General features: G+C 71.2%; 26 protein-coding genes. 21 read left to right on the top strand and 5 right to left on the bottom strand.

What is annotated here, in order from left to right:
* Positions 1 to 32 precede the first annotated feature (32 nt).
* The 4 genes from ABIA36_RS01475 to ABIA36_RS01460 all read left to right on the top strand — a co-directional run bounded on the left by ABIA36_RS01475 (position 33) and on the right by ABIA36_RS01460 (position 5,451).
* Complete coding sequence (locus tag ABIA36_RS01475) at positions 33 to 1,004, top strand: aldo/keto reductase (RefSeq protein WP_369960502.1); 972 nt, start codon at positions 33 to 35, stop codon at positions 1,002 to 1,004.
* Positions 1,005 to 1,082: 78 nt separating this feature from the next.
* A complete protein-coding gene (locus ABIA36_RS01470) occupies positions 1,083 to 1,727 on the top strand; it encodes a TetR/AcrR family transcriptional regulator (protein WP_369960501.1) in 645 nt (214 codons plus the stop codon).
* Entirely contained in the window at positions 1,718 to 3,451 is a 1,734-nt protein-coding gene (locus tag ABIA36_RS01465; protein WP_369960500.1) for an ABC transporter ATP-binding protein, read from the top strand. The genes ABIA36_RS01470 and ABIA36_RS01465 overlap by 10 nt, the downstream gene beginning before the upstream one ends.
* Positions 3,448 to 5,451, top strand: coding sequence for an ABC transporter ATP-binding protein (locus ABIA36_RS01460; RefSeq protein ID WP_369960499.1), 2,004 nt, complete (start codon positions 3,448 to 3,450; stop codon positions 5,449 to 5,451). Before ABIA36_RS01465 ends, ABIA36_RS01460 begins: the two co-directional genes overlap by 4 nt.
* Before the next feature lie 9 nt (positions 5,452 to 5,460).
* Here the strand turns inward: ABIA36_RS01460 and ABIA36_RS01455 are convergent, their stop codons facing one another.
* Positions 5,461 to 6,243, bottom strand: a complete 783-nt coding sequence (locus ABIA36_RS01455; RefSeq protein ID WP_369960498.1) for a DUF1206 domain-containing protein — start codon at positions 6,241 to 6,243, stop codon at positions 5,461 to 5,463.
* A gap of 109 nt (positions 6,244 to 6,352) precedes the next feature.
* Here ABIA36_RS01455 and nusA point away from each other — a divergent pair, with 109 nt between their 5' ends.
* The 5 genes from nusA (at position 6,353) to ABIA36_RS01430 (ending at position 11,507) form a co-directional block, all read left to right on the top strand.
* Complete coding sequence (gene nusA, locus ABIA36_RS01450) at positions 6,353 to 7,360, top strand: transcription termination factor NusA (RefSeq protein ID WP_369960497.1); 1,008 nt, start codon at positions 6,353 to 6,355, stop codon at positions 7,358 to 7,360.
* Between the two features lie 210 nt (positions 7,361 to 7,570).
* A complete protein-coding gene (locus ABIA36_RS01445; protein WP_369960496.1) occupies positions 7,571 to 7,813 on the top strand; it encodes a YlxR family protein in 243 nt (80 codons plus the stop codon).
* Positions 7,814 to 7,927: 114 nt separating this feature from the next.
* Positions 7,928 to 10,708: a translation initiation factor IF-2 gene (gene infB / locus ABIA36_RS01440; RefSeq protein WP_369960495.1), complete on the top strand. Its 2,781-nt coding sequence runs from the start codon at positions 7,928 to 7,930 to the stop codon at positions 10,706 to 10,708.
* Positions 10,709 to 10,773: 65 nt separating this feature from the next.
* Positions 10,774 to 11,211 (top strand): 30S ribosome-binding factor RbfA, encoded by a 438-nt coding sequence (gene rbfA / locus ABIA36_RS01435; protein WP_369960494.1) that lies wholly within the window; start codon positions 10,774 to 10,776, stop codon positions 11,209 to 11,211.
* Between the two features lie 2 nt (positions 11,212 to 11,213).
* A complete protein-coding gene (locus tag ABIA36_RS01430) occupies positions 11,214 to 11,507 on the top strand; it encodes a YciI family protein (protein ID WP_369960493.1) in 294 nt (97 codons plus the stop codon).
* A 10-nt stretch (positions 11,508 to 11,517) separates the two neighbouring features.
* Here the strand turns inward: ABIA36_RS01430 and ABIA36_RS01425 are convergent, their stop codons facing one another.
* Positions 11,518 to 12,387, bottom strand: coding sequence for an A/G-specific adenine glycosylase (locus tag ABIA36_RS01425; protein WP_369960492.1), 870 nt, complete (start codon positions 12,385 to 12,387; stop codon positions 11,518 to 11,520).
* A gap of 39 nt (positions 12,388 to 12,426) precedes the next feature.
* Here ABIA36_RS01425 and ABIA36_RS01420 point away from each other — a divergent pair, with 39 nt between their 5' ends.
* Positions 12,427 to 13,017 (top strand): hypothetical protein, encoded by a 591-nt coding sequence (locus ABIA36_RS01420; protein WP_369960491.1) that lies wholly within the window; start codon positions 12,427 to 12,429, stop codon positions 13,015 to 13,017.
* On the opposite strand, the gene ABIA36_RS01415 is transcribed toward ABIA36_RS01420, so the two are convergent.
* A complete protein-coding gene (locus ABIA36_RS01415; protein WP_369960490.1) occupies positions 13,014 to 14,021 on the bottom strand; it encodes a ketopantoate reductase family protein in 1,008 nt (335 codons plus the stop codon). The two genes, ABIA36_RS01420 and ABIA36_RS01415, sit on opposite strands and share 4 nt — an antisense overlap.
* A gap of 97 nt (positions 14,022 to 14,118) precedes the next feature.
* A complete protein-coding gene (locus tag ABIA36_RS01410; RefSeq protein WP_369960489.1) occupies positions 14,119 to 15,651 on the bottom strand; it encodes a DHA2 family efflux MFS transporter permease subunit in 1,533 nt (510 codons plus the stop codon).
* A gap of 105 nt (positions 15,652 to 15,756) precedes the next feature.
* On the opposite strand from ABIA36_RS01410, the gene ABIA36_RS01405 reads away from it, so the two are divergent.
* The 6 genes from ABIA36_RS01405 to ABIA36_RS01380 all read left to right on the top strand — a co-directional run bounded on the left by ABIA36_RS01405 (position 15,757) and on the right by ABIA36_RS01380 (position 20,424).
* The gene (locus tag ABIA36_RS01405) at positions 15,757 to 16,389 is read left to right on the top strand and encodes a TetR/AcrR family transcriptional regulator (RefSeq protein ID WP_369960488.1); all 633 of its coding nucleotides are present in this window, start codon (positions 15,757 to 15,759) and stop codon (positions 16,387 to 16,389) included.
* Positions 16,386 to 17,309, top strand: a complete 924-nt coding sequence (gene truB, locus ABIA36_RS01400) for a tRNA pseudouridine(55) synthase TruB (protein WP_369960487.1) — start codon at positions 16,386 to 16,388, stop codon at positions 17,307 to 17,309. The genes ABIA36_RS01405 and truB overlap by 4 nt, the downstream gene beginning before the upstream one ends.
* Entirely contained in the window at positions 17,306 to 17,674 is a 369-nt protein-coding gene (locus tag ABIA36_RS01395) for a hypothetical protein (protein WP_369960486.1), read from the top strand. Before truB ends, ABIA36_RS01395 begins: the two co-directional genes overlap by 4 nt.
* Positions 17,675 to 17,738: 64 nt before the next feature.
* Positions 17,739 to 18,218 carry a hypothetical protein gene (locus ABIA36_RS01390; RefSeq protein WP_369960485.1) on the top strand — a complete coding sequence of 160 codons (480 nt, stop codon included), beginning with the start codon at positions 17,739 to 17,741 and terminating at the stop codon, positions 18,216 to 18,218.
* Entirely contained in the window at positions 18,215 to 19,159 is a 945-nt protein-coding gene (locus ABIA36_RS01385; RefSeq protein ID WP_369960484.1) for a bifunctional riboflavin kinase/FAD synthetase, read from the top strand. The genes ABIA36_RS01390 and ABIA36_RS01385 overlap by 4 nt, the downstream gene beginning before the upstream one ends.
* A complete protein-coding gene (locus tag ABIA36_RS01380; protein WP_369960483.1) occupies positions 19,156 to 20,424 on the top strand; it encodes a CynX/NimT family MFS transporter in 1,269 nt (422 codons plus the stop codon). The genes ABIA36_RS01385 and ABIA36_RS01380 overlap by 4 nt, the downstream gene beginning before the upstream one ends.
* Before the next feature lie 199 nt (positions 20,425 to 20,623).
* On the opposite strand, the gene ABIA36_RS01375 is transcribed toward ABIA36_RS01380, so the two are convergent.
* On the bottom strand, positions 20,624 to 21,580 hold the full coding sequence (locus ABIA36_RS01375; RefSeq protein WP_369960482.1) for an ROK family protein: 957 nt from the start codon (positions 21,578 to 21,580) through the stop codon (positions 20,624 to 20,626).
* A gap of 80 nt (positions 21,581 to 21,660) precedes the next feature.
* On the opposite strand from ABIA36_RS01375, the gene ABIA36_RS01370 reads away from it, so the two are divergent.
* The 5 genes from ABIA36_RS01370 to ABIA36_RS01350 are packed head-to-tail and all read left to right on the top strand — an operon-like array spanning position 21,661 to position 26,722.
* Positions 21,661 to 22,632 (top strand): sugar-binding transcriptional regulator, encoded by a 972-nt coding sequence (locus tag ABIA36_RS01370; RefSeq protein ID WP_369960481.1) that lies wholly within the window; start codon positions 21,661 to 21,663, stop codon positions 22,630 to 22,632.
* The gene (deoC, locus tag ABIA36_RS01365; protein WP_369960480.1) at positions 22,629 to 23,669 is read left to right on the top strand and encodes a deoxyribose-phosphate aldolase; all 1,041 of its coding nucleotides are present in this window, start codon (positions 22,629 to 22,631) and stop codon (positions 23,667 to 23,669) included. Before ABIA36_RS01370 ends, deoC begins: the two co-directional genes overlap by 4 nt.
* A gap of 17 nt (positions 23,670 to 23,686) precedes the next feature.
* The gene (locus tag ABIA36_RS01360; protein ID WP_369960478.1) at positions 23,687 to 25,213 is read left to right on the top strand and encodes an aldehyde dehydrogenase family protein; all 1,527 of its coding nucleotides are present in this window, start codon (positions 23,687 to 23,689) and stop codon (positions 25,211 to 25,213) included.
* Entirely contained in the window at positions 25,210 to 26,070 is an 861-nt protein-coding gene (locus tag ABIA36_RS01355) for an aldehyde dehydrogenase (protein ID WP_369960476.1), read from the top strand. Before ABIA36_RS01360 ends, ABIA36_RS01355 begins: the two co-directional genes overlap by 4 nt.
* A gap of 58 nt (positions 26,071 to 26,128) precedes the next feature.
* The gene (locus tag ABIA36_RS01350) at positions 26,129 to 26,722 is read left to right on the top strand and encodes an SGNH/GDSL hydrolase family protein (protein ID WP_369960474.1); all 594 of its coding nucleotides are present in this window, start codon (positions 26,129 to 26,131) and stop codon (positions 26,720 to 26,722) included.
* Positions 26,723 to 26,742: the final 20 nt, after the last annotated feature.

Genomic DNA, 26,742 nt, shown 5'->3' with positions numbered 1-26,742 from the left:
TCCACCCCGGCCGGCTGCCTAGACTCGACAGCATGGCGAACATCGAATACCGCACCCTCGGAGACTCTGGCCTGATCGTCTCCACGATCGGCCTCGGCTGCAACAACTTCGGCCGCGCGGGCACGGCCACCGAGACCCAAGAGGGCACGGACGCGGTCATCGGCGCCGCGATCGACGCCGGCGTGACGTTCTTCGACACCGCCGACATCTACGGCAAGGAGCGCGGGCTCTCCGAGACCCTCATGGGCGCGTCCCTGCAGGGCAAGCGCGACCGGATCGTCCTGGCCACCAAGTTCGGCATGGACATGGCGGGCGTCAACGGCCCCGACTGGGGAGTGCGCGGCTCCCGGCGCTACATCCGGCTCGCAGTGGAGTCGTCGCTGCGCCGGCTGCGCACCGACTGGATCGACCTCTACCAGCTCCACCGGCCCGACCCGGTGACGCCGATCGAGGAGACGCTCGCGACGCTGGACGACCTGATCGCCGAGGGCAAGATCCGTTACATCGGGCACTCCAACCTCGCCGGCTGGCAGATCGCGGAGGCCGAGTTCACCGCGCGCCTCGCCGGGCACCCGAAGTTCGTCTCCGCGCAGAACGAGTACAGCCTGCTGGTCCGCGAAGCCGAGCGTGAGGTGCTGCCCGCCGTCAACGCCTACGGCCTCGGCTTCCTGCCGTTCTTCCCGCTCTACAACGGGCTCTTCACGGGCAAGTTCAGCAGGCAGGGCGGCCCGGCGGACAGCCGCATCATGACGGCCCGCAAGCACCTGCTCGACGACGCGCCCTGGGATGCCATCGAGCGGTACCAGGCGTTCTGCGACGAGCGCGGCGTCACGATGCTGCAGGCGACGTTCGCGTGGCTGCTCGCCCAGCCGGGGCTGACCAGCGTGATCGCCGGGGCGACGCGGCCCGAGCAGATCGTCGCGAACGCCGAGGCGGCGACCGCGTTGACGCCGTCGCGGGAGGACATCGCCACCATCTCGGGGTTCTTCCCGCTCGACCGCTGACGTCCCCGGCGCGCCGTTCGCTCAGGGCGAACGAATTCCTCATTGTGAGTGAGCACTCACTCAACTTAGGATTCCCGCGTGGAAACCGAGTTGGAGACGCCGCGCAACCGCGCCCAGCCGCTGCCGCCGGAGGACCGCAAGGCGATGATCGTCGATGCGGTCATCCCGCTCCTCATCGAGCACGGCCGTGGCGTCACGACGCGCCAGATCGCCGACGCCGCCGGGATCGCGGAGGGGACGATCTTCCGCGCCTTCGGCGACAAGGAGACGCTCGTCCGGGCCGCCGTCGAGAAGTACCTCGACCCGGAGCCGCTGCGTGAGAACCTGCGCTCCATCGACCCCGCCCTCCCGCTGGAACTCAAGCTGCGCGGGATCGTCTTCCTGCTGCGCGAGCGCTTCCAGAACGTCATGCGCATCATGCCGGTGGTCGGCCACCAGCGGCCGCCCATCCCGCAGGAGCGCACCGAGCTGGCGGCGATCATCGCCGGCATCCTCGCTCCGGAGGCCGACGACCTCAACTGGCCGCCGGAGCGCGTCGCGCACATCCTGCGCCTGATCAGCTTCTCGTCCGCCTTCCCCGCACTGAACGACGGCATCGAGTTCAGTGTCGACGACCTCGCCACGATCGCCCTCCTCGGCGTCGCCGGCCGGCCGTCCGTCCTCAGCACACCCGTCACGACCGCCGCGGACGCGGCAGACCTGGGAGAGCCCGGATGCTCCTGAAACTCCTCGGCCGGTACCTCCGGCCGCACTGGCCGCTCCTGGTCGGGGTGGTGGTCTTCCAGCTCGCGCAGTCGCTGCTGTCCCTCTGGCTGCCGACCCTGAACGCCGACATCGTGGACAACGGCATCGCCAAGGGTGACACCGGCTACATCCTGTCCACCGGCACCGAGATGCTCGGCGTGACCCTCGTGCAGGTCGCCTGCGCGATCACCGCCGTCTACTTCGGCGCCAAGGTCGCCATGCTGGTCGGCCGCGACCTCCGCGGCGCCCTCTTCCACCGCGTCGGCGAGTTCTCCGAGCGCGAGGTGACCCACTTCGGCGCCCCGTCGCTGATCACCCGGAACACCAACGACGTGCAGCAGGTTCAGATGCTCGTGCTGATGACCTGCACGCTGCTGGTGTCGGCGCCGATCCTCGCCATCGGCGGGATCATCCTGGCGATGCGGCAGGACCTCCAGCTCTCCTGGCTGATCGCGGTGAGCGTGCCCGTGCTGCTGATCGCCGTGAGCATGATCATCGTGCGGATGGTCCCGCTGTTCCGCAAGATGCAGGAGCGGATCGACCGGGTGAACCGAGTGCTGCGCGAGCAGCTCACCGGCATCCGCGTGGTGCGCGCCTTCGTGCGGGAGGACGTCGAGACCGCGCGGTTCACGGTCGCCAACGACCAGGTCACCGACACCGCGATCCGGGCGGGGCGGCTCTTCGCGCTGATGTTCCCGATCGTGATGCTGGTGCTCAACGTCTCCAGCGTCGCCGTGATCTGGTTCGGCGCGTACCGGGTGTCCAGCGGCGCGATCCAGATCGGCACCCTGACCGCATTCCTGCAGTACCTCGCGCAGATCCTGATGGGCGTGATGATGTCCACGATGATGGCGGTCCTCGTGCCGCGCGCCGCCGTCTGCGCCGACCGCATCGGCGAGGTGCTGGAGACCGAGCCGTCGGTGGGCGCCGTCGAGAACCCGATCACCGAGGTCACCGCGCGCGGCACGGTCGAGTTCGTCGACGTCGGCTTCTCCTATCCGGGCGCCGAGCAGCCGGTGCTGAACGACGTGACGTTCTTCGCGGAGGCCGGCAAGACCACCGCGGTGATCGGCAGCACCGGCGCGGGCAAGACGACGCTCGTCAACCTCATCCCGCGGTTGTTCGACGCCACGAGCGGCATCGTGCTGGTCGACGGCGTCGACGTCGCCGAGCTCGACCCTGAGCTGCTCTGGTCCCGCATCGGGCTCGTGCCGCAGAAGCCGTACCTGTTCTCCGGCACGGTCGCCAGCAACCTCCGCTACGGCAACCCGGACGCCACCGACGACGAGCTCTGGCGGGCGCTGGAGATCGCGCAGGCGAAGGGCTTCGTCGAGGAGATGCCGGAGAAGCTGGACGCGCCGATCGCCCAGGGCGGCACCAACGTCTCCGGCGGTCAGCGGCAGCGCCTTGCCATCGCCCGAGCGCTCGTGCGCCGGCCGGAGATCTACATCTTCGACGACTCGTTCTCGGCGCTCGACACCGCCACCGACGCGCGGCTGCGCAGCGCGCTCGCCCGCAACGAGTCGGAGGCCACCATGATCGTCGTGGCCCAGCGGGTCTCCACCATCGTGGACGCCGACCAGATCGTCGTGCTCGAGGACGGCCGTGTCGTCGGCCGCGGCACGCACGCCGAGTTGGTCGAGACCAATCCCACCTACGCCGAGATCGTCTCGTCGCAGTTCACCGCGGAGGAGGCGGCATGAGCCGCGCAGACGGCGCCCGTGGCGGCGCGGCGACCCAGCAGGCGCAGGAGCCTCCCGTGCGGACACCCGTCCGCCGCGGACCGGGCGGCGGCCCGTTCGGCGGGATGACGATGCCCGGCGACAAGTCGCTGAACTTCGGCCCCTCGGCCAAGCGCCTCGCGCGGCGGTTGCGGCCGGAGCTGGCGGGAGTCGTGTTCGTCACGATCCTCGCCGTCGTGAGCGTGTTCTTCGCGGTTCTCGGGCCGAAACTCTTGGGCAACGCGATCAACCTCGTGTTCTCGGGCGCGATCTCGGCCCACCTGAAGGCAGGCGAGACGCAGGCGGAGGCCATCGCGCGCCTGCGTGCGAGCGGTCAGGGCCAGCTCGCCGACCTGATCTCGGGCACGACCCTCGTTCCCGGCCAGGGCATCGACTTCACCGCCGTCGGCCACATCCTGATGTGGGTGCTCGCGCTCTACATCGCGTCGTCGCTGTTCGCCTACCTGCAGGGCTACGTGCTCAACGGCATCACCCAGCGCACCGTCTACCGGCTGCGCCAGGACGTCGAGGCGAAGATCCACCGCCTCCCGCTGACCTACTTCGACCGGATGCAGCGCGGCGAGCTGCTGAGCCGGGTGACGAACGACATCGACAACATCTCGCAGACCCTGCAGCAGACGATGAGCCAACTCCTCACCTCGCTGCTGACGGTGATCGGCGTCACGGTCATGATGTTCGTGGTGTCGCCACTGCTCGCGGTGATCGCGCTCATCACCATCCCCCTGACGCTGGTGGTCACGATGCTGATCGCCAAGCGCTCGCAGCGGCTGTTCGTCGCCCAGTGGCGCAACACGGGCGAGCTGAACGGCCAGATCGAGGAGGCCTTCACCGGGCACTCGCTGGTGAAGGTCTTCGGCCGCCACCGCGAGGTGGAGGAGCGCTTCCGGTCCAAGAACCAGGAGATGTACCAGGCGAGCTTCGGCGCGCAGTTCATCTCCGGCCTGATCATGCCGTCGATGATGTTCGTCGGGAACCTGATGTACGTCGCCATCGCGGTGGTCGGCGGCCTCCAGGTGGCGAACGGCGCGCTGCAGCTCGGCGACGTGACGGCGTTCATCCAGTACTCACGCCAGTTCACGCAGCCGCTCACGCAGCTCGGGTCGATGGCCAACCTGCTGCAGTCGGGCGTCGCCAGCGCCGAACGGGTCTTCGAACTGCTGGACGCCGACGAGGAGAGCCCGGACCCGGCCGAGCCGGTCAGCCCGCGCGGCACCCGCGGCCGGCTGGCGTTCGAGCACGTGTCGTTCCGGTACGCGGCCGACACGCCGCTCATCGAGGACCTCTCGCTGGTGGCCGAGCCCGGCCAGACCGTGGCGATCGTCGGGCCGACCGGCGCGGGCAAGACCACGCTGGTCAACCTGATGATGCGGTTCTACGACCTGGACGCCGGCCGGATCACGCTCGACGGCGTCGACATCGCGACCATGACCAGGCACGACCTCCGCGACCGGATGGGCATGGTGCTGCAGGACACCTGGCTGTTCAAGGGCACGATCCGCGAGAACATCGCCTACGGCCGGCCCGACGCGACCGAGGAGGAGATCCTGGACGCGGCGCGCGCCACGTACGTCGACCGGTTCGTGCACTCGCTCCCGGACGGCTACGACACCGTGCTGGACGACGAGGGCTCGAACGTCTCGGCGGGGGAGAAGCAGCTCCTCACGATCGCGCGGGCCTTCCTCGCCCGGCCGAGCGTGCTGATCCTCGACGAGGCCACGTCGTCGGTGGACACCCGCACCGAACTGTTGGTGCAGAAGGCCATGAGCGCGTTGCGGGCCGACCGCACCTCGTTCGTCATCGCCCACCGGCTGTCCACCATCCGCGACGCCGGCCTCATCCTGGTGATGGAGGCTGGGCGGATCGTGGAGCAGGGCACCCACGCCGAGCTGCTCGCCCGGGGCGGCGCGTATTACACGCTCTACAACGCACAGTTCGCGGCCCCGGCGGAGGAGGAGGCCTGAGGGGGCCGATCAGAGGCGCGCCTTGACGGACCGCACGCACCAGAACAGCCCGTACGCGATCAGCCCGAGCGCGATCACGATCAGCGCGACGACGCCGAACGGCACGCTCGCGAGCGTCTTGAGACTGCCGTCCAGCCCCGTCGCCTTCGACGGGTCGTAGGTGACCGCGCCGAAGATGACCAGGCCGCCGACCAGCAGCAGGGCGATGCCCTTCGCGATGTAGCCGACGCGGCCGAGGACGCTGATCGCGTCCGCCCAGCGATCCGGCGGCAGTTTCAGGTCGCGCTCGAACTTGTTCGTCACGCCGTTGCGGATGAACACGACTCCGACCACCACCACGATCAGACCGATCAGACCGAGGACGAAGGCGCCGCCCGGAACCGCGAGCAGGTGCGCGCTGCCGGACTTCTGCTTGCCCGTGGAGTTGTGGCCGCCGCCCAGGGAGACCGAGATCGTGACCGCAGCCAGCGCACCGTAGACGACCGCCTTGGCGACCTCCACCACCTTCGTCCCCGCCCCGTGCGCGGTGACCGCCACCAGGAGCTGCCAGAGTGCGAGCACGACGAGCCCGATGACGATCAGCCAGAGGACGAAGACGCCGCCCGGCACCGAGGCGACCGCCTGCAGGGCGCCGGACTGGTCGGCCGTGCCGCCGGCCCCGGCGGCGACCGCCAGCGCGATGACGCCGATGAGGATGTGCAGGAGGCCGATGGAGGCCAGTCCCACGCGGGTCAGGACGCGCACGGTGGTGCTGTGCTCCAGCCGGGCGGCTGTTCGGGAAGGTGAGCTCATGCCCTGCACGGTACCCGGGGTCCCCGGCGCTGAGAATCTCGGGTACCGTAGATAGCTGAGTCCGCCGCGCCATCGCACGGCGGCGAAGATCTGAATAGAGGAGGCCGGCATGGACATCGACCTCAGCGTCTTGCGTCTCATGGAACGCGAGAAGGAGATTCCCTTCGATGAACTGGTGCAGATCATCGAGCAGGCGATCCTGACCGCGTATCTCAAGCACACCAACCAGGCCGACCACCGCCACGGGCACAGCGACCAGCCGCCAGCCGCGCGCGTCCACCTGGACCGCAAGACGGGGCATGTCACCGTCTACGTCCCGGAGCGCGACGAAGAGGGCAACGTCATCGGCGAGGCCGAGGACAGCCCGAGCGACTTCGGCCGCATCGCGGCTTTCGCCGCCAAGCAGGTGATCAACCAGCGGCTGCGCGACATCGCGGACGACGCGGTGCTCGGCGAGTTCCGCGGCCGGGAGGGCGACATCGTCGCCGGCGTCATCCAGCAGGGCCCGAACCCGCGCATGGTGCACATCGACCTGGGCAGCGTGGAGGCCATCCTCCCGCCCGAGGAGCAGGTGCCGGGCGAGGAGTACACGCACGGCTCGCGCATCCGCGTCTACGTCACGAGCGTGTCGAAGGGCGCGAAGGGCCCGTCGATCGTGGTCTCGCGCACCCACCCGGCGCTGGTGCGCAAGCTGTTCGCGCTGGAGGTCCCCGAGATCGCCAGCGGCATCGTCGAGATCGTCTCGCTCGCCCGGGAGGCCGGCCACCGCACCAAGATCGCGGTGCGCGCGACCGAGCCCGGCGTGAACGCCAAGGGCGCCTGCATCGGCGAGCTCGGCCAGCGGGTGCGCGCGGTGACCGCGGAGCTCAACAACGAGAAGATCGACATCGTCGACTACTCGCCCGACCTCGCGACGTTCGTGTCGAGCGCGCTGTCGCCCGCCAAGGTGACCAGCGCGTTCGTGATCGACGAGTCGCTGAAGGCCGTGCGCGCGCTCGTGCCCGACTACCAGCTCTCGCTCGCGATCGGCAAGGAAGGTCAGAACGCGCGCCTGGCGGCGAAGCTCACGGGCGCGAAGATCGACATCCAGCCCGACTCCATCCTGGACGAGAAGTAGAGGGAGGGCTGGATGTCGATCTTCGCACCGTGGCGACGCGGCGAAGCCGTGGCGCCACGGTTGCCGCAGGCACACAAGCACGACATCCAGCCCGACTCCATCCTGGACGAGAAGTAGAAGCCTGCCGAGGGAATGCGAAGCGGTGACGGAGCGTTGGGTTAGAGAGCGGCGCTCCGTCCTGATTCGGCGCAGAGATGCGTGAGGGGTAAGATGGAAACCGTCAGAACGTGCATCGGATGCCGTTCTCGCGCTCCCCGGTCCTCTCTTCTGAGGGTCGTAGCCCAGCAATCGGCCCTGGTGGTGGACCCGTCCGCCATCCTGCCGGGGCGGGGCGCGTGGCTGCATCCGGTCGACGAGTGCGTCGAACTCGCGATCAAGCGCCGGGCCTTCGGGCGCGCGCTCCGCGTGGAGGGCACGCTCGACACCGCGACCATCCGGGTCGCAATTCATTAGAACAGGCTGAAGAAGTTGACTTCACATGAGTGACAACCGATGAGCGGCTCGAAATGAGATCCGTCCGCTACTAACGCCTGCCCTGTCCGGGGTAGGCCCCCAGACAGGAGAATTGTGGCTGCAAAACCACGCGTACACGAGGTCGCGAGCGAGCTCGGCGTCGACAGTAAAGTCGCGCTCGCGAAACTCAAGGAGATGGGCGAGTTCGTCAAGGGACCGTCCTCCAGCATCGAGCCGCCGGTAGCGCGCAAGCTGCGCGCCGCCCTTGAGGCTGAAGGCTTCACCGCCGACAAGGCGTCGGCTCCCAAGGCGGAGGCTCCGCGCCCCGCCGCGCCGCGTCCGCCGGCGCCCGCGTCGAGCGAGTCCGGCTCGCCGAAGCCGCAGGCGCCGCTCTCGGTCGCCGAGCGTCAGGCCGCCGCCGAGAAGGCAGCGGCGGAGAAGGCCGCCGCCGACAAGGCCGCAGCCGAGAAGGCCGCGCAGGCGGCTCCCGCCGCGTCCGCGCCGACCGACGCAGCCAAGCCGGCTTCGCCGCGCCCTGCTGCGGGCGGCGGCTCCGGCTCCGGCTCCAGCAGCATCCCGCGCCCCGGCGCCCCGCGCCCGGGCAACAACCCGTTCTCGTCCAGCCAGGGCATGGGCCAGCGGCCCAGCACCCCGCGGCCGGGCAACAACCCGTTCTCCAGCTCGCAGGGCATGGGCTCGCGTCCGAGCCCGGGCAACATCCCGCGCCCGGCCCCGCCGCGTCCCGGCTCGCCGCGCATCGGCGCGCCCGGCCAGGGCGGCGGAAACCGTCCCGGCCCGCGTCAGGGCGGCGGCGGACGTCCCGGCTTCCAGCAGCGCCCGGGTGGCGCCGGTGGCGCCGCGGGCGGCGGCTTCCAGCGCCCAGGCGGCGGCACGGGCGGCGGCTTCGGCGCCCCGCGTCCGGCCGGCGGCGGCGGTGGCCGCGGTCGTGGCCCCGGCGGCGGCACGGCCGGCGCGTTCGGCCGTGGTGGCGGCAAGTCCAAGGCCCGCAAGTCGAAGCGCGCGAAGCGCCAGGAATTCGAGATGAGGGAAGCTCCGTCGCTGGGCGGCGTGAGCGTTCCCCGCGGTGACGGCGGCACGGTCGTGCGCCTGCGCCGTGGCTCCTCCATCTCGGACTTCGCCGACAAGATCGACGCGAACCCCGCGTCGCTGGTCACCGTGCTCTTCCACCTGGGCGAGATGGCGACCGCGACCGAGTCGCTCGACGAGGCGACCTTCCAGATCCTCGGTGAGGAGCTGGGCTACAAGATCCAGGTCGTCTCGCCCGAGGACGAGGACCGCGAGCTGCTCGAGGGCTTCGACATCGACCTCGACGCCGAGCTGGAGGGCGAGTCCGACGAGGACCTCGAGATCCGGCCCCCGGTCGTCACCGTCATGGGTCACGTCGACCACGGTAAGACGCGCCTCCTCGACGCCATCCGCAACGCGAACGTCGTCGCGGGCGAGGCCGGCGGCATCACCCAGCACATCGGCGCCTACCAGGTGTGGACGGAGCACGACGGCATCGAGCGTGCCATCACCTTCATCGACACCCCTGGTCACGAGGCGTTCACCGCCATGCGTGCCCGTGGTGCGCAGGTGACGGACATCGCGATCCTCGTGGTCGCGGCGGACGACGGCATCATGCCGCAGACGATCGAGGCGCTGAACCACGCCCAGGCGGCGAACGTGCCCGTCGTGGTCGCGGTCAACAAGATCGACAAGCCGGACGCCAACCCGGCCAAGGTCCGCCAGCAGCTCACCGAGTTCGGTCTGGTCGCCGAGGAGTACGGCGGCGACGTCATGTTCGTCGACGTGTCCGCCCGCAACAACATCGGCATCGACTCCCTGCTCGACGCGGTCCTGCTGACCGCCGACGCCGGGCTCGACCTCCGCGCCAACCCGAACAAGGACGCGCGCGGTGTCGCCATCGAGGCGAAGCTCGACAAGGGCCGCGGCGCCGTGGCGACCGTGCTCATCCAGTCCGGAACGCTGCGCGTCGGCGACGCGATCGTCGCGGGCACGGCTTACGGCCGCGTCCGTGCGATGGCCGACGAGAACGGCGACGCCGTCTTCGAGGCCGCGCCGTCCCGACCGGTGCAGGTGCAGGGTCTCTCCAGCGTCCCGCGCGCCGGTGACACCTTCATCGTCACCGAGGAGGACCGCACCGCCCGGCAGATCGCCGAGAAGCGCGAGGCCGCCGAGCGCAACGCCCAGCTGGCGAAGGCGCGCAAGCGCATCTCGCTCGAGGACTTCACCCGTGCTCTGGAAGAGGGCAAGGTCGAGGCGCTCAACCTCATCATCAAGGGCGATGTGTCCGGTGCCGTGGAGGCGCTGGAGGAGTCGCTCATGAAGATCGAGGTCGACGACTCGGTCAGCCTCCGTATCCTGCACCGCGGTGTCGGCGCGATCACCGAGTCGGACATCGACCTGGCGACCATCGACAACGCGATCGTGATCGGCTTCAACGTCCGCCCGGACGTGAAGGCGCGCGAGCGTGCGGCCCGCGAGGGTGTGGACGTCCGCTTCTACTCGGTCATCTACAACGCCATCGAGGACATCGAGAACTCGCTCAAGGGCATGCTCAAGCCCGAGTTCGAAGAGGTCCAGTCGGGTGTGGCCGAGATCCGCGAGGTGTTCCGCTCCTCCAAGTTCGGCAACATCGCTGGTGTCATCGTCCGGTCCGGAACGATCACGCGCAACGCCAAGGCGCGCGTCATCCGCGACGGCGTCGTGGTGGGGGACAACCTCGCCATCGAGTCGCTGCGCCGCTTCAAGGACGACGTCACCGAGGTGCGGACGGACTACGAAGCCGGTATCGGCCTCGGCAAGTACAACGACATCCAGATCGGTGACGAGATCGAGACCACCGAGATGCGGGAGAAGCCCCGCGTCTGAATCATCGGAGCGGCGGCCGGTGGCTCTGCCACCGGCCGCCTTGCCCCGAAAGGAGACACAGTCCCATGGCCGACCCGGCACGCGCGAGGAAGCTCGCGGACAGAATCCAGGTCATCATCGCCAAGCGGCTGGATCGCGGCCTCCGCGACCCGCGGCTCGGCTTCGTGACGATCACCGACGTCCAGGTGACGGGCGACCTCCAGCACGCCACCGTGTTCTACACGGTGTACGGCACCGACCAGGAGCGCGCCGACACGGCCGCTGCCCTGCAGGCGGCGACCGGCATGCTCCGCAGCGAGGTGGGCAAGAACATCACCGCGCGGCTGACGCCGACGCTGGAGTTCCAGCTCGACGCCATCCCGGAGAACGCCGCCCACATCGAGGACCTGCTGCGCCAGGCGCGCGATCACGACACCGAGGTGGCGGGGCTCGCGTCCGGCGCGAGCTACGCCGGCGACGAGGACCCGTACGTGAAGCCGCGCGAGGACGACGAGGAGGACTGAGCGTGTACGCCGTCTCGTTCTACGATCCCGACCCCGACACCACCCCGGAGCGTTTCCAGCGCGTCGTGGAGGCCTACCCGCGCCACAAGGCGTACCTGGACGCGTTCGCGGCCGAGACCGGCGACGTGCTGATGATCGGCACCTTCGGCGACCCCGGCACGCAGGGGTCGATGGCCGTGTTCCGGTCGCGGGAAGCCGCCGAGCGGTTCCGCGACGGCGACCCGTTCTTCACCGAGGGGCTCGTGTACCGGTCGCGGATCCTGGACTGGGACCCGATCGTCTTCGCCGAGGCCTGAGCGCTTCGACTCAGGGCAGCGTGTACCCGCCGCCCTCCGCGACCGCGAGGCCGTCGGCCAGCAGCCCGCGGAGCGCGCGGTCGCGCTGGTCGGCGTCGGGCCAGACGTCCTCCAGCTCGGCGGCGGTGACCGGGATGTGCGAACCGCGCAGTTCCACGAGGATGCGGCCGCGCACCTGCCGGTCGCTGCCCTCGTACTTCTTCTGGACCGCCTTGCGCGGGCCGTCGTACGCGGGGTAGCCCGCCGTCCGCCACGCGCAGGTCGCCGTGAGCGGGCACTCGTCGCAGCGCGGCGAACGGGCGACGCAGACGATGGCACCGAGCTCCATCATCCCGGCGTTGAAGGCGGCGGCCGCCGGGCGGTCGTCGGGGAGCAGCGCCGTCATGGCCGTCAGGTCGCGGCGTGCGCTCGGCGGCCCCGGCTCGCCCTGCCCGTCGACGGCGCGCGCGATGACGCGACGCACGTTGGTGTCGACCACGGGATGGTGCGCCCCGTACGCGAACACCGCGACGGCGCGCGCGGTGTAGTCGCCGATCCCCGGGAGCGCGAGCAGCGCCTCCACGTCGTCGGGCACCACGCCGCCGTGCCGATCGGTGATGGCGACGGCGGCGGCGTGCAGCCAGAGCGCCCTGCGCGGGTAGCCGAGCGACTGCCAGGCGCGCACCGCCTCGCCGGGCGGCACCGCGGCGAGGTCCGCCGGCGTCGGCCAGCGGGTCAGCCACTCCTCCAGGCGCGGGATCACGCGCGCCACCGGCGTCTGCTGCAGCATGAACTCGCTGACCAGGGTGCCCCACGGGGTGAAGCCGTCGCGGCGCCAGGGGAGGTCGCGGCGGTTGGCGTGGTACCAGTCCACCACCGCCGTGGCGAACGCTTCGGGCATGCATCGAGGCTACCGGGTGCGGCGGCATATGCTCATGGCATGATGCTGCCTCCGACGCCGCGGGTGCTGGCCCTCCGCGAGATCGTGGCGGAGGTGCGCGCGCTCGCGCCGGGCGGCCGGGTGATCGTCGCGGTGGACGGCGGCGGCGGCACCGCGGGCTTCGCGGACGACCTCGCCGCGGTGTTCCGGGAGTCCGGCGTCGACACGCACCGGGCGTCCGTGGGCGACTTCCATCGGCCGCGCGCCGACCGGACGTTCTTCGGCCCCGAGACGCCGGAGCGCTACTACCGGGACGCGTTCGACTACTCGACGTTGCAGCGGGTGCTCCTCGACCCGTTCCGGATGGGAGGGAGCGCCGGGTTCCAGACGGCGGCCTTCGACGAGGTGCGGGACGCGCCGCTCACCAGCCGGTGGGAGACCTCCGGCCCCGACGCGGTGCTCGTCATCGACGGCGAGTTCCTGCTGCGGCCCGAGCTGCGGCGGGAGTGGAACGCGTCGGTGCTGCTGGTGAACGCGCCGCAGCGGGCGGTGTACGAGGAGGATGCGCGGCCGCGGGCGTTCGCGACCATCCTCGTCGACGACTCGGACCCGCAGGCGCCAGTGCGGGTGCCTCGGTCCGAGCCGGCCTAGCGGCCCAGCAGGGGATCAAGCCGGCTGGCGACCTCGGCGGGCGCGATGAACGCCTTCGTTACCTCCACCTCGTGCACCAGGGCGGTCAGCGCAGCGTTGACCGGCGCCTCCCGGCCGATCGCGCGCGCCTCGGCGACGACCGCGCCGTTCAGGTAGTCGATCTCGCTGAGCTGGCCGCGGCGGATGCTCTGCAGCGTGGAGCCGGGGTTCGGCGTCGCGCCCATCCTGCGTCGCATCAGCAGCGGGACGACCTGCGCCAGCCCGCGCGGGGCCGACGCCACGAAGCGCAGGATCCGGTCGTTCAGGCCCTGGATGCTGCCGAAGCGGACGCCGCGCGCGATGCCGACCCGGACGGCCTCCTGGAGGCTCGCGGTGATGATCGGGCGCAGGATGCGGCTCCCGAGCGTCTCCTGGGCGCTGAGGCCGGTGATCGCGGGCATGGCGTTGACCTGGTTGACGATGAGCTTGGTCCACTGGCAGCCGGTGAAGTTGTCGACGGCGAAGGCGGGCATCGCGGCATCGAGGATGCGGGCGGCCTCCACGGCGCTCGCCGGCGGCTCGCCGTCCCCGGCGCCGAGGTAGGTGTTCGCGGTGGTCGTCACGGTGACGTGGCCGGGGGAGAGGTAGCTGGCGGCGTAGAGCGCGAGCGCGCCCACGCAGTCCGAACCGGGCAGCAGCTCGGTCGCGACGCGGAGTCCGGCGAGGCCGTTCTGCACGACGACGACTGTGACGCCGTCCAGCAGGGCGGCGTTGTCGCGGATGGCGGCTTCGGCGTCCTGCGCCTTGGTGCAGACGAACACGAGCTCTGGCCGGGTCTGCAGCCGCTCGGCGGCCGCGACCCGCGCGGTGTGGACGCCCCAGCCGCCATCGAGCCGGAGGCCGTCGGCGCGGATGGCCGCGAGCTGCTCGCCGCGCGCGGTGACCTCCACGAGGTGCCCGACCCGGTCGAGCAGCGCCGCGATCGTGCCGCCGATGGCCCCTGCTCCGATCACGCCGATTCGCACGGGTCCAGCCTAGGTGTCGCGCGCGGCCGCGAACGAACTGGCAGAACACGCCGTCTCGCGAGGGTGCGAGACGGCGTGTCCTGCCAGGTGGATGACGCTAGTCGGCGAGGACCGGGGTCGGCTCGGCGGTGGCCTCGGCCGCTGCGGCGGCGCCGAGAGCGCCGGGCTCGGCGTCGGCGGCGTGCGAAGCCGCGGCGAGCTCGGCGGCCCGCCGCCGGCTGGGCAGCGCGAGCGAGATCACCGCGGCCAGCGCAAGCGCTCCGGCGCCGACCCAGACGGCCGGGATGGCCGCGCTCACGTAGCCGGTCGGGGTGAGCGTGCCGCCCGCTCCGGTGAACACCGCGGTCAGCACGGCGACGCCGAGGGCGACGCCGATCTCCCGCAGCGTGGAGTTGGTGCCGGAGGCCTTCGCGTGGTCGGCCGTGCGCATGTTCGCCAGCACGGCGGTCGAGCTCGGCGCGAACACCAGGCCCATCCCGATCCCGGCCAGCAGGAACGGCGGCCACATCTGCGAGTACGGCAGGTCGGCGGACAGCGTTCCGGCGATCCAGGCGATCGCTCCGGCGAGGAACACCAGCCCCACGACGATCGGCAGGCGCGTGCCGGTGCGTCCCGACACGAGGCCCGTCAGGGGCGCGACGACCATCGGCGCAAGCGTCCACGGCATGGTCATCACGCCGGCCTCCAGCGGGGTGTGTCCCTGCACGACCTGCAGGAACTGGATGAGGATGAAGATCGCGCCGAAGATCCCGAAGCTGAAGGTGACGCCGACCAGGTTAGCGACGGTGAAGCTGCGGTCGCGGAACAGCCGCAGCGGCAGCAGCGGAGCGGACGTGCGCGACTCCCAGAACACGAACGCGATCAGCAGCGCGCTGCCTGCGATCAGCGAGAACAGCACCTCCGCACTGCCCCAGCCCGCGTCGTTGCCGCGGACGATGCCGTAGACGAGTCCGAGCACGCCGGGCGCGGCGAGCAGCAGACCGACGATGTCCGCGCGCACCCGGTCCCCGAAGCTGTTCGGGAGGGCGAGCAGCACGAGTGGGGCGGCGATGACGCCGAGCGGGACGTTGAGCCAGAAGATGGCCTGCCAGTTCCAGCCCTGCACCACCGCGCCGCCGATCAGCGGGCCGAGGGCGACGCCGAGGCCGGAGATGCCGCCCCAGATGCCGATGGCGGCCGGGCGGAGGCGCTGGCTGACACTGCCGGCGAGCAGGGTGAGGGAGAGTGGGAGGAGCGCTGCGGCCCCGGCGCCTTGCACCGCGCGGGCGGCGATCAGCATCCACGGCTCGGTCGCGAGGGCGCTCGCGGCGCTGGCGAGGGTGAAGACGACGATGCCGCCGAGGAACACCGAGCGGCGGCCGAGCCGGTCGCCCATCCCGACGGCCATGAGCATGAGCGTCGCGAAGCTGAGCGTGTAGGCGTTGACGACCCACTGCAGCTGCTCGATGGAGGCGCTGAGGTCGCGGGCGATGACGGGGAGAGCGCTGGTGACGACCAGGTTGTCGAGGGTCGCCATGAACATCGGGAGGGAGGCCGCGACGATCGCGAGCCAGACCGGGACGCGGCGAGCGGGGGAGCCGGCGCGGGCCGAGGTGTCGGTGCCCGGCTGTGGTGTGCGGAGAGCAGTCATGGGACTCATCGCTTCCTGGGTTGATGACGGGTTTTCTCGGGAGAGGTTTGTGAGTAATCGAATGATTACAACGAACAGTAGTAATCCGCTGATAACATGTCAAGCATGACTTCGGCGATCAGTGAACGGATCCCCTCGGCCGAGCGGCGCGAGCAGATCCTCGGCGCGGCGAGCCTCGTGTTCGGGGAGCGCGGCTACTTCGGCGCGACCACCGACCAGATCGCCAAGGCGGCCGGGATCAGCCAGCCCTACGTGGTGCGGATGTTCGGCAGCAAGGAGAACCTCTTCGTCGAGGTGCTGCAGCGCGCGCTCGACAAGCTGATGGTGAGCTTCCAGTCCACGATCGACGAGTGGAAGGCAGAGGGCTCGCCCGCGGGCGAGGACGACGGCGCGCTCCACGAGATCGGCCGCAGGCTGGGGCTGGCGTACGTCAACCTCCTGGAGGACCGCGGCATCCTGCTCTCGCTCATGCAGGCGTTCGCGATGGGCAACGACCCGGTCATCGGCGAGCGCGCCCGCGAAGGCTTCCTCGGGATCTACAAGATGGTCCGCGACCAGGTCGGCTTCTCGCCGGACGAGGCGCGCAGCTTCCTCGCCGAGGGCATGCTGCTCAACACGGTGCTCGGGCTCAAGCTGCCCGCCGAGTACGGCAAGGACGTCTGCGCCACGGAGATCATCGAGTCCACGTTCCGCACCAAGCTCCAGCTCGTCCTCGACATCGCCGGCGAGAACGCATGACCGGCAGCGGTCTGATCTTGGTCGACAAGCCGGGGGGCTGGACGAGCCACGACGTCGTCGCGCGCGTGCGCCGGCTGGCCGGCACCCGCAAGGTGGGCCACGCGGGCACGCTCGACCCGATGGCGACGGGGCTGCTCATCCTCGGCATCAACTCCTCGACCCGGCTGCTGACCTACATCGTCGGCGCCGACAAGGAGTACCTGGCGACCATCCGGCTCGGGGCGACCACGACGACCGACGACGCCGAGGGCGACGTGGTGACCGAGGCCGATCCCGCCGCCGTCGCAGCGGTCACCGACGACGCCATCGCCCGCGGCATCCGGGCGCTCACCGGCGAGATCGAGCAGGTCCCGAGCTCGGTGAGCGCGATCAAGGTGGACGGCAAGCGCGCCTACGCGCGGGTGCGGGCCGGCGAGGAGGTCGTCCTCCAGCCGCGCGCCGTGACCATCGCGGAGTTCGAGCTGCTGGCGGCACGGCGGCTGCCGGACGCCGAAGCACCTGTCGCCATCGAGCTCGATGTGCGCGTGGTCTGCTCCTCCGGCACCTACATCCGGTCGCTTGCGCGCGACCTCGGCGCGGACCTCGGCGTCGGCGGCCACCTCACCGCGCTGCGCCGCACCCGGGTCGGGCCGTTCGACGTGCGGGAGGCCGGCGAACTCGATACGCTCGATCCCGCGTCGGCCCTCATCCCCGCCGCACGAGCGGCCTCCGAGCTGTTCGAGACGCTCGAGCTGACCGAGCAGCAGGCGATCGACCTGACGCACGGCCGGCGCATCCACATCGCCGACCGGGAGGGACCGGGAGGCGGACCCGTCGCCGCCATCGCCCCCGGTGGCCACCTCGTGGGACTCATCGAGTTCCGCGGAAAGGAAGCCAGGACCCTCGTGAACTTCCCGACCGACGAGATCGCCTCCGCATGATCGAATGGTTCGTGGCGCTGCAGGTCGGCGTCGCCGTGATCGGCGGCGTGCTCTGCCTGGTGCTCGGGTTCGCCGGGCGGGTCCCCGGCGACGTCTCCATGGGAGCCGTCGCGCTCGTGGAGCTGCTGCTGATCGTCCAGCTCGTGATGGCCATCGTCGCCCCGCTGGTCGGCAACCCGCCCACCGGCAGCCTGGCGGAGTTCTACATCTACCTGATCTCCGCGCTGCTGCTGCCGCTCGCCGGCGGCTTCTGGGCACTGATCGAACGCAACCGGTGGAGCACAGTCATCCTGGGCGGGGTCTGCCTCGCCATCGCGGTGATGGTGTACCGGATGGGGCAGATCTGGTTCGTGCAGGGCGCCTGAGCCCGCGCGAGAAGACCTGGGCCCGCGCGAGAAGACCTGGGCCGCGCGAATAGAATCGTTAGCGATGTCCCACCACACCATGCCCGACCGCGCGAAGAGCGGGGGCGAGGCGCCGAAGCGCCGCGTCTCCGGCATCGGCCGCGTCCTCGTGTTCGTCTACGGGGTGCTGGCGCTGGCCGCCACCGGCCGCAGCGTCTTCCAGATCATCGACCGCTTCCACGAGGCGCCGGTCGCGTTCACGCTCTCCGGACTCTCCGCGGCCGTCTACATCGTGGCGACCATCGCGCTCATCGCGCCGGGGCGGGTCTGGTACCGGGTCGCCTGGATCACGATCACCTTCGAGCTGGTGGGCGTGCTCGTGATCGGGTCGCTCAGCCTGTTCGCGCCCGCGACGCTGGGCCTCCACGACATCGACCCGTTCGGGCGCGACGCGACCGTGTGGTCGGTCTACGGCATGGGCTACCTGTTCATCCCGCTGGTGCTGCCGATCCTCGGCCTGCTCTACCTCTCGAGGCACCACCCGCCCGCGGGGGAGCCTTCGTGAGGGTGTTCGGCTCCGTCGAGGAGATCCCGGACGGCTTCGGGCCGAGCGCCGTCACGATCGGCAAGTTCGACGGCGTGCACACCGGCCACCGCGCGGTGATCGACCGGCTGCGCGCGGTCGCCGCCGAGCAGGGGCTGACCGCGGCGGTCGTCACGTTCGACCGCAACCCGCTGGAGGTGCTGGCGCCCGAGAAGTGCCCGGCCTCGCTGGTCAGCAACCGGCAGAAGCTGGCACTGCTGGCGGAGACCGGGATCGACGCGACCCTCATGGTCGCCTTCGACCGTTCGCTCGCGGACCTTCCCCCTGAGGAGTTCGTGCACCGCATCCTGGTCGACCGGCTCCACGCCGCGGCCGTGCTCGTCGGCAGCGACTTCCGGTTCGGCGCGCGCGGGGTCGGCGACGTCGCCCTGCTGCGCGAGCTGGGGGAGCGCTACGGCTTCACCGTCGAGCTGATCGACGACGTACGGCCAGAGCACGGCCGGCGGGTGTCCTCCACCTGGATCCGGGAGCTGCTGGCCGCGGGCGACGTCGGTCACGCCGCCGAGCTGCTGGGCACCGTCCCGACGGTGCGCGGGGTCGTCGTCCACGGGGCGGCGCGCGGACGCGAGCTCGGCTTCCCGACCGCGAACCTGTCGCCGGAGTCGGAGGGGCTCATCCCGGCCGATGGCGTGTACGCCGGCTGGCTGACCGACGACGACGGCACCCGCTATCCCGCCGCCATCTCGGTCGGCAACAACCCGACGTTCGAGGGCGTGCCGCAGAAGCAGGTGGAGGCCTACGTGCTCGACCGCGAGCTCGACCTCTACGGCCACACGGTCGACGTGGCGTTTTCGGAGCGCATCCGCGGCATGGTCGCCTACGCCGGGATCGAGCCGCTGATCGCGCAGATCGCCGCGGATGTGGAGCAGGCCCGGCGCATCCTGACGGCCGAGCGCGCGTGAGCGAGACCGCCCCGAACACCGAGTCGACGGCCTCCGAGTCGACGGCCTCCGCGCCGCCGGTCGCGCCGCCCCGACCGCTCTGGCAGGGCCGCGCGGTCGCGCTGCTGGGCATCCTGCTGGTCGCCGCGAACCTGCGCACCGCGGTCGCCGCGCTCTCGCCGATCTTCGCCGAGATCCGGGTCGAGTTCCCGGTGTCGAGCGTCGGCGTCGGGCTGCTCGGGATGCTGCCGCCGGTCTTCTTCGCCCTCTTCGGCCTGCTCGCGCCGACCTTCACCCGTCGCCTCGCGCTGGAGACCGTGCTGCTCATCGCGCTGGGCGTGATGCTGGCCGGGCACCTCCTGCGGGCCACGGCAGGCTCGTTCACGATGCTCGCGGTGGGCTCGGCCGTCACGTTCGCGGGGATGGGCGTCGGCAACGTCCTGCTGCCTCCGCTGGTCAAGCGGTACTTCCCCGATCGGATCGGCCTGGTGACGTCGCTCTACGCGACGGTGATGTCGGTGAGCACCCTGCTGCCGCCGCTCCTCGCCGTGCCGGTCGCGGACGCCGCGGGCTGGCACGTCTCGGTGGGGATGTGGGCGTTGGTGAGCGTGCTGGCGATCGTGCCGTGGCTGCGCATCCTGATCACCCGCCGGCCGGCGCATCCCGCGCACGACGTGGAGGTCGAAGGGGCCGGCCACGCGCTGGGCCGCCCGATCTGGCGCTCGGGCCTGGCGTGGGCGATGGCGGTGGTGTTCGCGGTCTCGAGCCTGAACGCGTACGCGATGTTCGCGTGGCTCCCGCAGCTCGTGCACGACGTCGCCGGGACGCCGCCGGCGGAGGCGGGCGCGCTGCTGTCGATCTACGCCGGGATGGGCATCCCGGCCGGCCTGCTGGTGCCGCTGCTGGCCGCGCGGATGCGGAACGTGTCGCTGCTGATCTACGTCGGCGTCGCGCTCTTCGTCGCGGGCTACGCCGGGCTCGTGTTCGCGCCGATGACCGCGACCTGGCTCTGGGTCGCGTTCGCCGGCCTCGGCCCGCTGCTGTTCCCTTTGAGCCTGGTGCTGATCAACATGCGCACCCGGACGCACGCCGGCTCCGTCGCGCTGAGCGGCTTCACGCAGGGATTCGGCTACACGCTCGGGGCGCTGGGGCCGCTCGCCGTGGGTATCCTCCACCAGGTCACCGACGGCTGGACCGTGCCGCTCGTGGTGCTCACAGCGACCGCGCTGGCGGCCGCGGCGGCGGGCGCCGTCGTCGCGCGGCCGGTGCCGCTCGAAGACCGCTGACGGCAACTCCGGAACATCGGCTGCGAAGCGGCTCGTTCCGTCCGTAGTTCCGGAGATCCGCGGCCGCGACGCTGGGATCTCCGGAGTTGGTGACGCGCTCGTTTCCTCCGGAGATCCGGCCGCCGACGGCCCGAATCTCCGGAGTTACGGAGATTTTGGCGGCGTGGCGAGGCGGGGCTCCGGAGTTACCGGCACCGCGCTAGCGCGGGTTCGCCGGGAGCAGGGTGCTGCGGTGGACGAGGGCGGCCGCGCCGATGAGCGGGCCCTCCGACGAGAGCGCGCTCGGGACGATGCGCACCTTGCGGACGAACGGGAAGTAGTGCGCCTCGATGACCTCGCGCATGTGCGTGAACAGGTCGGGGGTGGAGTGCGAGAAGCCGCCGCCGATCGCGACCAGTTCCAGGTCGAGCAGCGCCGTCGCAGAGGCGATGGCGTGGCCGACGGCGCGGCCGGTGCGCGTGATCGCCGCCACGGCGACCTCGTCGCCGGCGGCGTACGCCGCGGCGAGCTCCTCGCCGGTGCCGCCGGTGAAGCCCTGCCGGCGCGCCCAGGCGACGGTGTGCGGGCCGGAGGCGATCGCCTCCAGCGCATACGGCGCCCCGAAGGTGTCCTCACCCCGGATGTCGCCCACCTCCACATGCCCGATGTGCCCCGCGTTGCCGGTCGGGCCGGTGATGACCCGCCCGTCGACGATGAGACCGCCGCCGATGCCGGTCGAGATCACCATGCCCATCACGTTGTCGACGCCCTGCGCGGCGCCGACCCAGTGCTCGGCCATCGTGATGGCCACGCCGTCCATCTCCAGCGTCACCGGCACGTCGAGGCCGAGAGAGGCCGCCACCGAGCCGATGAAGTCGCGGAGCGGGTAGTCGCGCCAGTCCGGCACATTCAGCGGCGAGACCAGGCCGCGTCTGCGGTCGATCGGGCCGGCGCAGCCGATGCCCACGCCGACGATCGTCGCGCCGTCCGGGAGCGCGGCGAACGCGTCGCGCACGACACCGCCCACCGAGGCCTCCAGGTCGGCGACCGTCGCGCCGCGGCCGGTGGGGAGGCGGTGGCGGGAGCCGGGGAGGAGGACGCCGTCCGCGTCGACGAGGGCGGCTTCGACCTTGGTTCCGCCGAAGTCGACGGCGAGTGCGAGGGGAGTGGCAGACACGAGCCAACGATAAACGAAAGCAGCCCTGCTCATTTGAGCGTAGAGCGCGCAACCGTTGCACACCGACCTAAGCTGGTGGGGTGGCCCTGAACGATTCCGACGAGATCCTCGCCGTCAAAGCCGCAGAGCTGTACTACGAAGCCGGCAAGACCCAGGACGAGATCGGCGTCGCCCTGAACGTCTCCCGCTGGAAAGTCGGGCGGCTGCTGGTGGCGGCGCGCGAGCACGGCTTCGTGCGCATCGAGATCGTCCACCCGAGCGCCAGGAAGTTCTCGCTGGAGCGCGAGCTGTGCGGTTTCTACGGGCTCCAGGACGCCGTCGTCGTGCCCGCCGCCGAGTCCGACGCGGACTCCCAGGCCCGCGTCGCGCAGGCCGCGGCCGACTACCTGACCACCTTGCGCCCCGTCCCGCGCACCCTCGGCGTGAGCTGGGGCCGCACGCTCCACGCCGTCGCCGCGCGGCTGCGCCCGGGCTGGGCGGTCGGAGTGAACCCCGTGCAGATCAACGGCAGCGTGTCGAGCACCCGGCAGGCCACGGCCGCCGCCGACACCGCCGTCGTGATGGCCCGCAAGGCCCAGGGCACCGCCACGCTGCTGCCGAGCCCTGCGATCTTCGAGCACGAGTCCACCCGCCGTGCCATCGAGGCGGACCGGTCCGTCCAGTCGGTGCTGGAGCTCGCGCGCAGCGCCAACGCCTACCTGTTCAGCGCGGGCGTGGTCGACACCAGCTCGGTCCACGTCGACTCGGGGTACCTGTCGCCGGAGGACGTGCTCGCGCTGGCGGCCAAGGGCGCCGTCGGCGACGTCGTGGGCCGCTTCATCGACGAGGACGGGCAGGTCGCCGACCCCGAGCTGGACGGTCGCACCCTCGGCCTCAGCCTGGACGAGCTCCGCAACGCCGGCACCGCCATCGCCGTCATCGCGGGGGAGGCCAAGCACGGCATCGCTCATGCGGTCGTCGCCAGCGGCCTGTGCACCATCCTGATCACCGACGAGTCGACCGCCAACGACCTCCTCGGCCGTGCGCCGAACATGAGAAAGCAGACGCCATGACCATCGAAACGACACCGCCCGTGCGCACCCTCGCGCCGGCGGCCCGCGCCGTCGAGGTGCTGGGCGGCGACCTCACCGAGGGCTCGCTCCGGCGCTACCTCGGCGGCATCCCCGGCGTGGATGCCGTCGGCCTGGAGCAGCGCGCCGCCGGCCTCGGCACCCGCTCCATCAAGACCACCAGCAAGGCGTGGGCGCTCGACAAGATCATCGAGCTCATCGACCTGACCACGCTGGAGGGCGCCGACACGCCCGGCAAGGTGCGCTCGCTCGTCGCGAAGGCGCTCACGCCCGACCCGAGCGACCTGACCGCGCCGCGGCCCGCCGCGGTGTGCGTGTACGGCGACATGGTGCCCTACGCCGTGGAAGCCCTCGGTGCCGCCCACGCCGGCCGCGTCGCCCGCGAGACCGGGCAGCACGGCGGCATCAACGTCGCCGCGGTCGCCACCGCCTTCCCGTCCGGCCGCGCCTCCCTGCCGGTCAAGCTGGCCGACACCGCCGACGCGGTCGCGGCCGGCGCCGACGAGATCGACATGGTCATCGACCGCGGTGCGTTCCTCTCCGGCCGCTACGGCCTCGTGTTCGACGAGATCGTGGCCGTCAAAGAGGCCTGCCGCCGCGACGACGGCAGCTACGCCCACCTCAAGGTCATCCTGGAGACCGGCGAGCTCAACACCTACGACAACGTGCGCCGGGCATCCTGGCTGAGCATCCTCGCCGGCGCCGACTTCATCAAGACCTCCACCGGCAAGGTCTCCCCGGCGGCGACGCTCCCGGTGACGCTGCTGATGCTGGAGGTCGTGCGCGACTGGCACCGCCTGACCGGCGAGGAGATCGGCGTGAAGCCGGCCGGCGGCATCCGCTCGTCGAAGGACGCCATCAAGTACCTCGTGACGGTCGCCGAGACCATCGGCGAGCGCTGGCTGCAGCCGCACCTGTTCCGGTTCGGCGCCTCCAGTCTCCTGAACGACGTGCTGCTGCAGCGCCAGAAGCTGCACACCGGGCACTACTCCGGCGCCGACTACGTGACGATCGACTGAGACGGGACGACAACACCATGAGCTTCCTCGAATACGCCCCGGCCCCCGAGTCGCGCGCGATCCTCAACCTGCGCGACCAGTACGGCCTCTTCATCGACGGCGAGTTCGTCGACGGGCACGGCACGCCGTTCCAGACCATCTCCCCGGCGACGGAGGAGCGCATCGCGACCATCGCGACCGCCGACTCCGCCGACGTCGACCGCGCCGTCGCCGCGGCCCGCCGCGCCTACGAGCGCACCTGGTCGCGGATGAGCGGCAGCGACCGCGGCAAGTACCTGTTCCGCATCGCGCGCCTCATCCAGGAGCGCGCCCGCGAGCTCGCCGTGGCCGAGAGCCTCGACAACGGCAAGCCGATCAAGGAGAGCCGCGACGTCGACGTCCCCCTGGTCGCGGCCTGGTTCTTCTACTACGCCGGCTGGGCCGACAAGCTGGAGCACGCCGGCCTCGGCCCCGCGCCCCGCGCACTCGGCGTGGCCGCCCAGGTCATCCCGTGGAACTTCCCGCTGCTGATGCTGGCGTGGAAGATCGCTCCGGCCCTTGCCGCGGGCAACACGGTCGTCCTCAAGCCCGCCGAGACCACCCCGCTGACCGCGCTGCTGTTCGCCGAGATCGTGCAGCAGGCCGACCTCCCCGCCGGTGTCGTCAACATCGTCACGGGCGCGGGGGAGACCGGCCGCGAGCTGGTCGCCCACCCGGACGTCAACAAGGTGGCCTTCACCGGCTCCACCGCCGTCGGCCGCGAGATCGCGCGGTCGGTGGCCGGCACCGAGAAGAAGCTCACGCTGGAGCTCGGCGGCAAGGCGGCGAACATCGTCTTCGACGACGCGCCGATCGACCAGGCCATCGAGGGCATCGTCAACGGCATCTTCTTCAACCAGGGCCACGTCTGCTGCGCGGGCAGCCGCCTGCTGGTGCAGGAGAGCGTGCACGACGAGGTCGTGGACCGACTGAAGCGCCGCCTCTCAACGCTGCGCCTCGGCGACCCGCTGGACAAGAACACCGACATCGGCGCGATCAACAGCGCCGAGCAGCTCCAGCGCATCCGCGAGCTCTCCGACATCGGTGAGGCCGAGGGCGCCGACCGCTGGACGGCCGAGTGCGCCATCCCGGAGAACGGCTTCTGGTTCGCGCCGACCATCTTCGACAACGTGTCGACCAGCCACCGGATCGCCCGCGAGGAGATCTTCGGCCCGGTGCTGTCGGTGCTGACCTTCCGCACCCCGGCGGAGGCCATCGCCAAGGCGAACAACACGCCGTACGGCCTCTCGGCCGGCATCTGGACCGACAAGGGCAGCCGCATCCTGGCCGTCGCCGACAAGCTCCGCGCCGGCGTGATCTGGGCGAACACCTTCAACCGGTTCGACCCGGCCAGCCCGTTCGGCGGCTACAAGGAGTCCGGCTACGGCCGCGAGGGCGGCCGCCACGGCCTCGGCGCCTACCTGGTGCCCGGGCGCTCGCTGCCCGCCGCACGCTCGCTGCCCGCCGAGCGCACCTCCACCCGCACCACGACCCGCACCACGACCCGCAAGGGAGCGACGAAATGAGCCGCCTGGCCGTGCCCAAGACCTACAAGCTCTACATCGGCGGGAAGTTCCCGCGTTCCGAGTCCGGCCGCACCTACGAGGTCGTCTCCGCGAAGGGCGCGTTCCTGGCGAACGCCGCCAAGGCCTCCCGCAAGGACGCCCGTGACGCCGTGGTCGCCGCGCGCGGCGCGCTGTCCGGCTGGGCCGGCGCTACGGCGTACAACCGCGGCCAGGTGCTGTACCGGATCGCCGAGCTGCTGGAGGGCCGCCGGGCCCAGTTCGTCGACGAGATCCAGCAGGCGGAGGGCGTCTCCGCGGCCGCCGCCGGCGCCCAGGTGGACGAGGCGATCGACCGCTGGGTCTGGTACGCCGGCTGGGCCGACAAGTTCGCCCAGGTGGTGGGCAACGCCAACCCCGTCGCCGGCCCGTACTTCAACATCTCGGTGCCGGAGCCGACCGGCGTGGTCGCGATCGTCGCCCCGCAGGACTCCGGCCTGCTCGGCTTCGTCAGCGCCGTCGCCCCGGCGCTGGTGGCCGGTAACACGGTCGTCGTCGTGGCCAGCGAGCGCTTCCCGCTCTCGGCGATCAGCCTGAGCGAGGTGCTCGCGACGAGCGACGTGCCGGGTGGGGTGGTCAACATCCTCACCGGGTCGCCGGCGGAGATCGCGCCATGGCTGGCCTCCCACGCCGACGTCAACGCGCTCGACCTGGTCGGTGCGGGAGCGCTGGAGTGGGTGGACCTGCAGATCGCCGCGGCGGACACGCTGAAGCGCGTGCTCACCCCCGAGAACGGCCCCGACGCCGCAGCGCCCTCGCTCGACCGCATCGCGTTCTTCACCGAGACGAAGACGGTCTGGCACACCAAGTCGCTGCTGTAACGGCCTGGTCGCCGTCGGCACCCTTCCGACCTCCCGCGATCTGAGGGAGGATGGGAGGATGAGCGACGGGTGGGGAGCGGGGCACGGAACTCTCGTCCTGGTCGGCGACAGCCTGACCCAGGGCGGCGACTGGGCGGCCTGGCTGCCCGGTGAGGACGTCGTCAACCTGGGCGTAGCGGGGGACACCTCGGACGACGTGCTCGCCCGCCTGGGCGACGTGGTGGAGGCCCGCCCGGCGGTGGTCGCCCTGCTCATCGGGACCAACGACCTGGCCTGGCGCCGGTCGGTCGAGCACGTCGTCCGCAACATCGAGAGCATCCTGGTCACGCTCCGCAAAGAACTGCCCGAGGTGCGCATCCTGGTGCAGTCGGTGCTGCCGCGCGGCCACGAGTTCGCCGACCAGATCCGCGACATCAACCGCCACCTGTGGCAGTTCGCCCCCACCGTCCACGCTGCCTGGCTCGACCTCTGGCCGGCGATGGCGCTGGAGGACGGCGAGCTGAACCCGGCCTACACCGACGACCGCCTCCACCTCAACGCGGAAGGGTACCGGGCCTGGCTGGGGGAGCTGGTGCCCGGCCTGGAGCGGGCGCGGCAGTTGCCGCCGAGCAGTCGGGCGATCCAGTTGCCGGATCTGGGCGGGGCGGCGTAGGCGGGGCAGCGTAGGCGGGC

It is taken from the genome of Leifsonia sp. EB34 (genome assembly GCF_041260585.1).
Classification (GTDB): Bacteria; Actinomycetota; Actinomycetes; order Actinomycetales; family Microbacteriaceae; genus Leifsonia.
This window is presented reverse-complemented; position numbering and strand designations above follow the sequence as displayed.

Bases quoted from the DNA above. Each gene is read 5' to 3' on its own strand.
- ABIA36_RS01455 (WP_369960498.1), bottom strand. From the start codon at position 6,243: ATGAGCTCACCTTCCCGAACAGCCGCCCGGCTGGAGCACAGCACCACC.
- ABIA36_RS01420 (WP_369960491.1), top strand. From the start codon at position 12,427: ATGATGCTGCCTCCGACGCCGCGGGTGCTGGCCCTCCGCGAGATCGTG.
- ABIA36_RS01445 (WP_369960496.1), top strand. From the start codon at position 7,571: ATGGAAACCGTCAGAACGTGCATCGGATGCCGTTCTCGCGCTCCCCGG.
- truB (WP_369960487.1), top strand. From the start codon at position 16,386: ATGACCGGCAGCGGTCTGATCTTGGTCGACAAGCCGGGGGGCTGGACG.
- ABIA36_RS01475 (WP_369960502.1), top strand. From the start codon at position 33: ATGGCGAACATCGAATACCGCACCCTCGGAGACTCTGGCCTGATCGTC.
- ABIA36_RS01350 (WP_369960474.1), top strand. From the start codon at position 26,129: ATGAGCGACGGGTGGGGAGCGGGGCACGGAACTCTCGTCCTGGTCGGC.
- ABIA36_RS01425 (WP_369960492.1), bottom strand. From the start codon at position 12,387: ATGCCCGAAGCGTTCGCCACGGCGGTGGTGGACTGGTACCACGCCAAC.
- ABIA36_RS01460 (WP_369960499.1), top strand. From the start codon at position 3,448: ATGAGCCGCGCAGACGGCGCCCGTGGCGGCGCGGCGACCCAGCAGGCG.
- nusA (WP_369960497.1), top strand. From the start codon at position 6,353: ATGGACATCGACCTCAGCGTCTTGCGTCTCATGGAACGCGAGAAGGAG.
- ABIA36_RS01405 (WP_369960488.1), top strand. From the start codon at position 15,757: ATGACTTCGGCGATCAGTGAACGGATCCCCTCGGCCGAGCGGCGCGAG.
- ABIA36_RS01465 (WP_369960500.1), top strand. From the start codon at position 1,718: ATGCTCCTGAAACTCCTCGGCCGGTACCTCCGGCCGCACTGGCCGCTC.
- ABIA36_RS01390 (WP_369960485.1), top strand. From the start codon at position 17,739: ATGTCCCACCACACCATGCCCGACCGCGCGAAGAGCGGGGGCGAGGCG.
- deoC (WP_369960480.1), top strand. From the start codon at position 22,629: ATGACCATCGAAACGACACCGCCCGTGCGCACCCTCGCGCCGGCGGCC.
- rbfA (WP_369960494.1), top strand. From the start codon at position 10,774: ATGGCCGACCCGGCACGCGCGAGGAAGCTCGCGGACAGAATCCAGGTC.
- ABIA36_RS01355 (WP_369960476.1), top strand. From the start codon at position 25,210: ATGAGCCGCCTGGCCGTGCCCAAGACCTACAAGCTCTACATCGGCGGG.
- ABIA36_RS01410 (WP_369960489.1), bottom strand. From the start codon at position 15,651: ATGACTGCTCTCCGCACACCACAGCCGGGCACCGACACCTCGGCCCGC.
- ABIA36_RS01395 (WP_369960486.1), top strand. From the start codon at position 17,306: ATGATCGAATGGTTCGTGGCGCTGCAGGTCGGCGTCGCCGTGATCGGC.
- ABIA36_RS01360 (WP_369960478.1), top strand. From the start codon at position 23,687: ATGAGCTTCCTCGAATACGCCCCGGCCCCCGAGTCGCGCGCGATCCTC.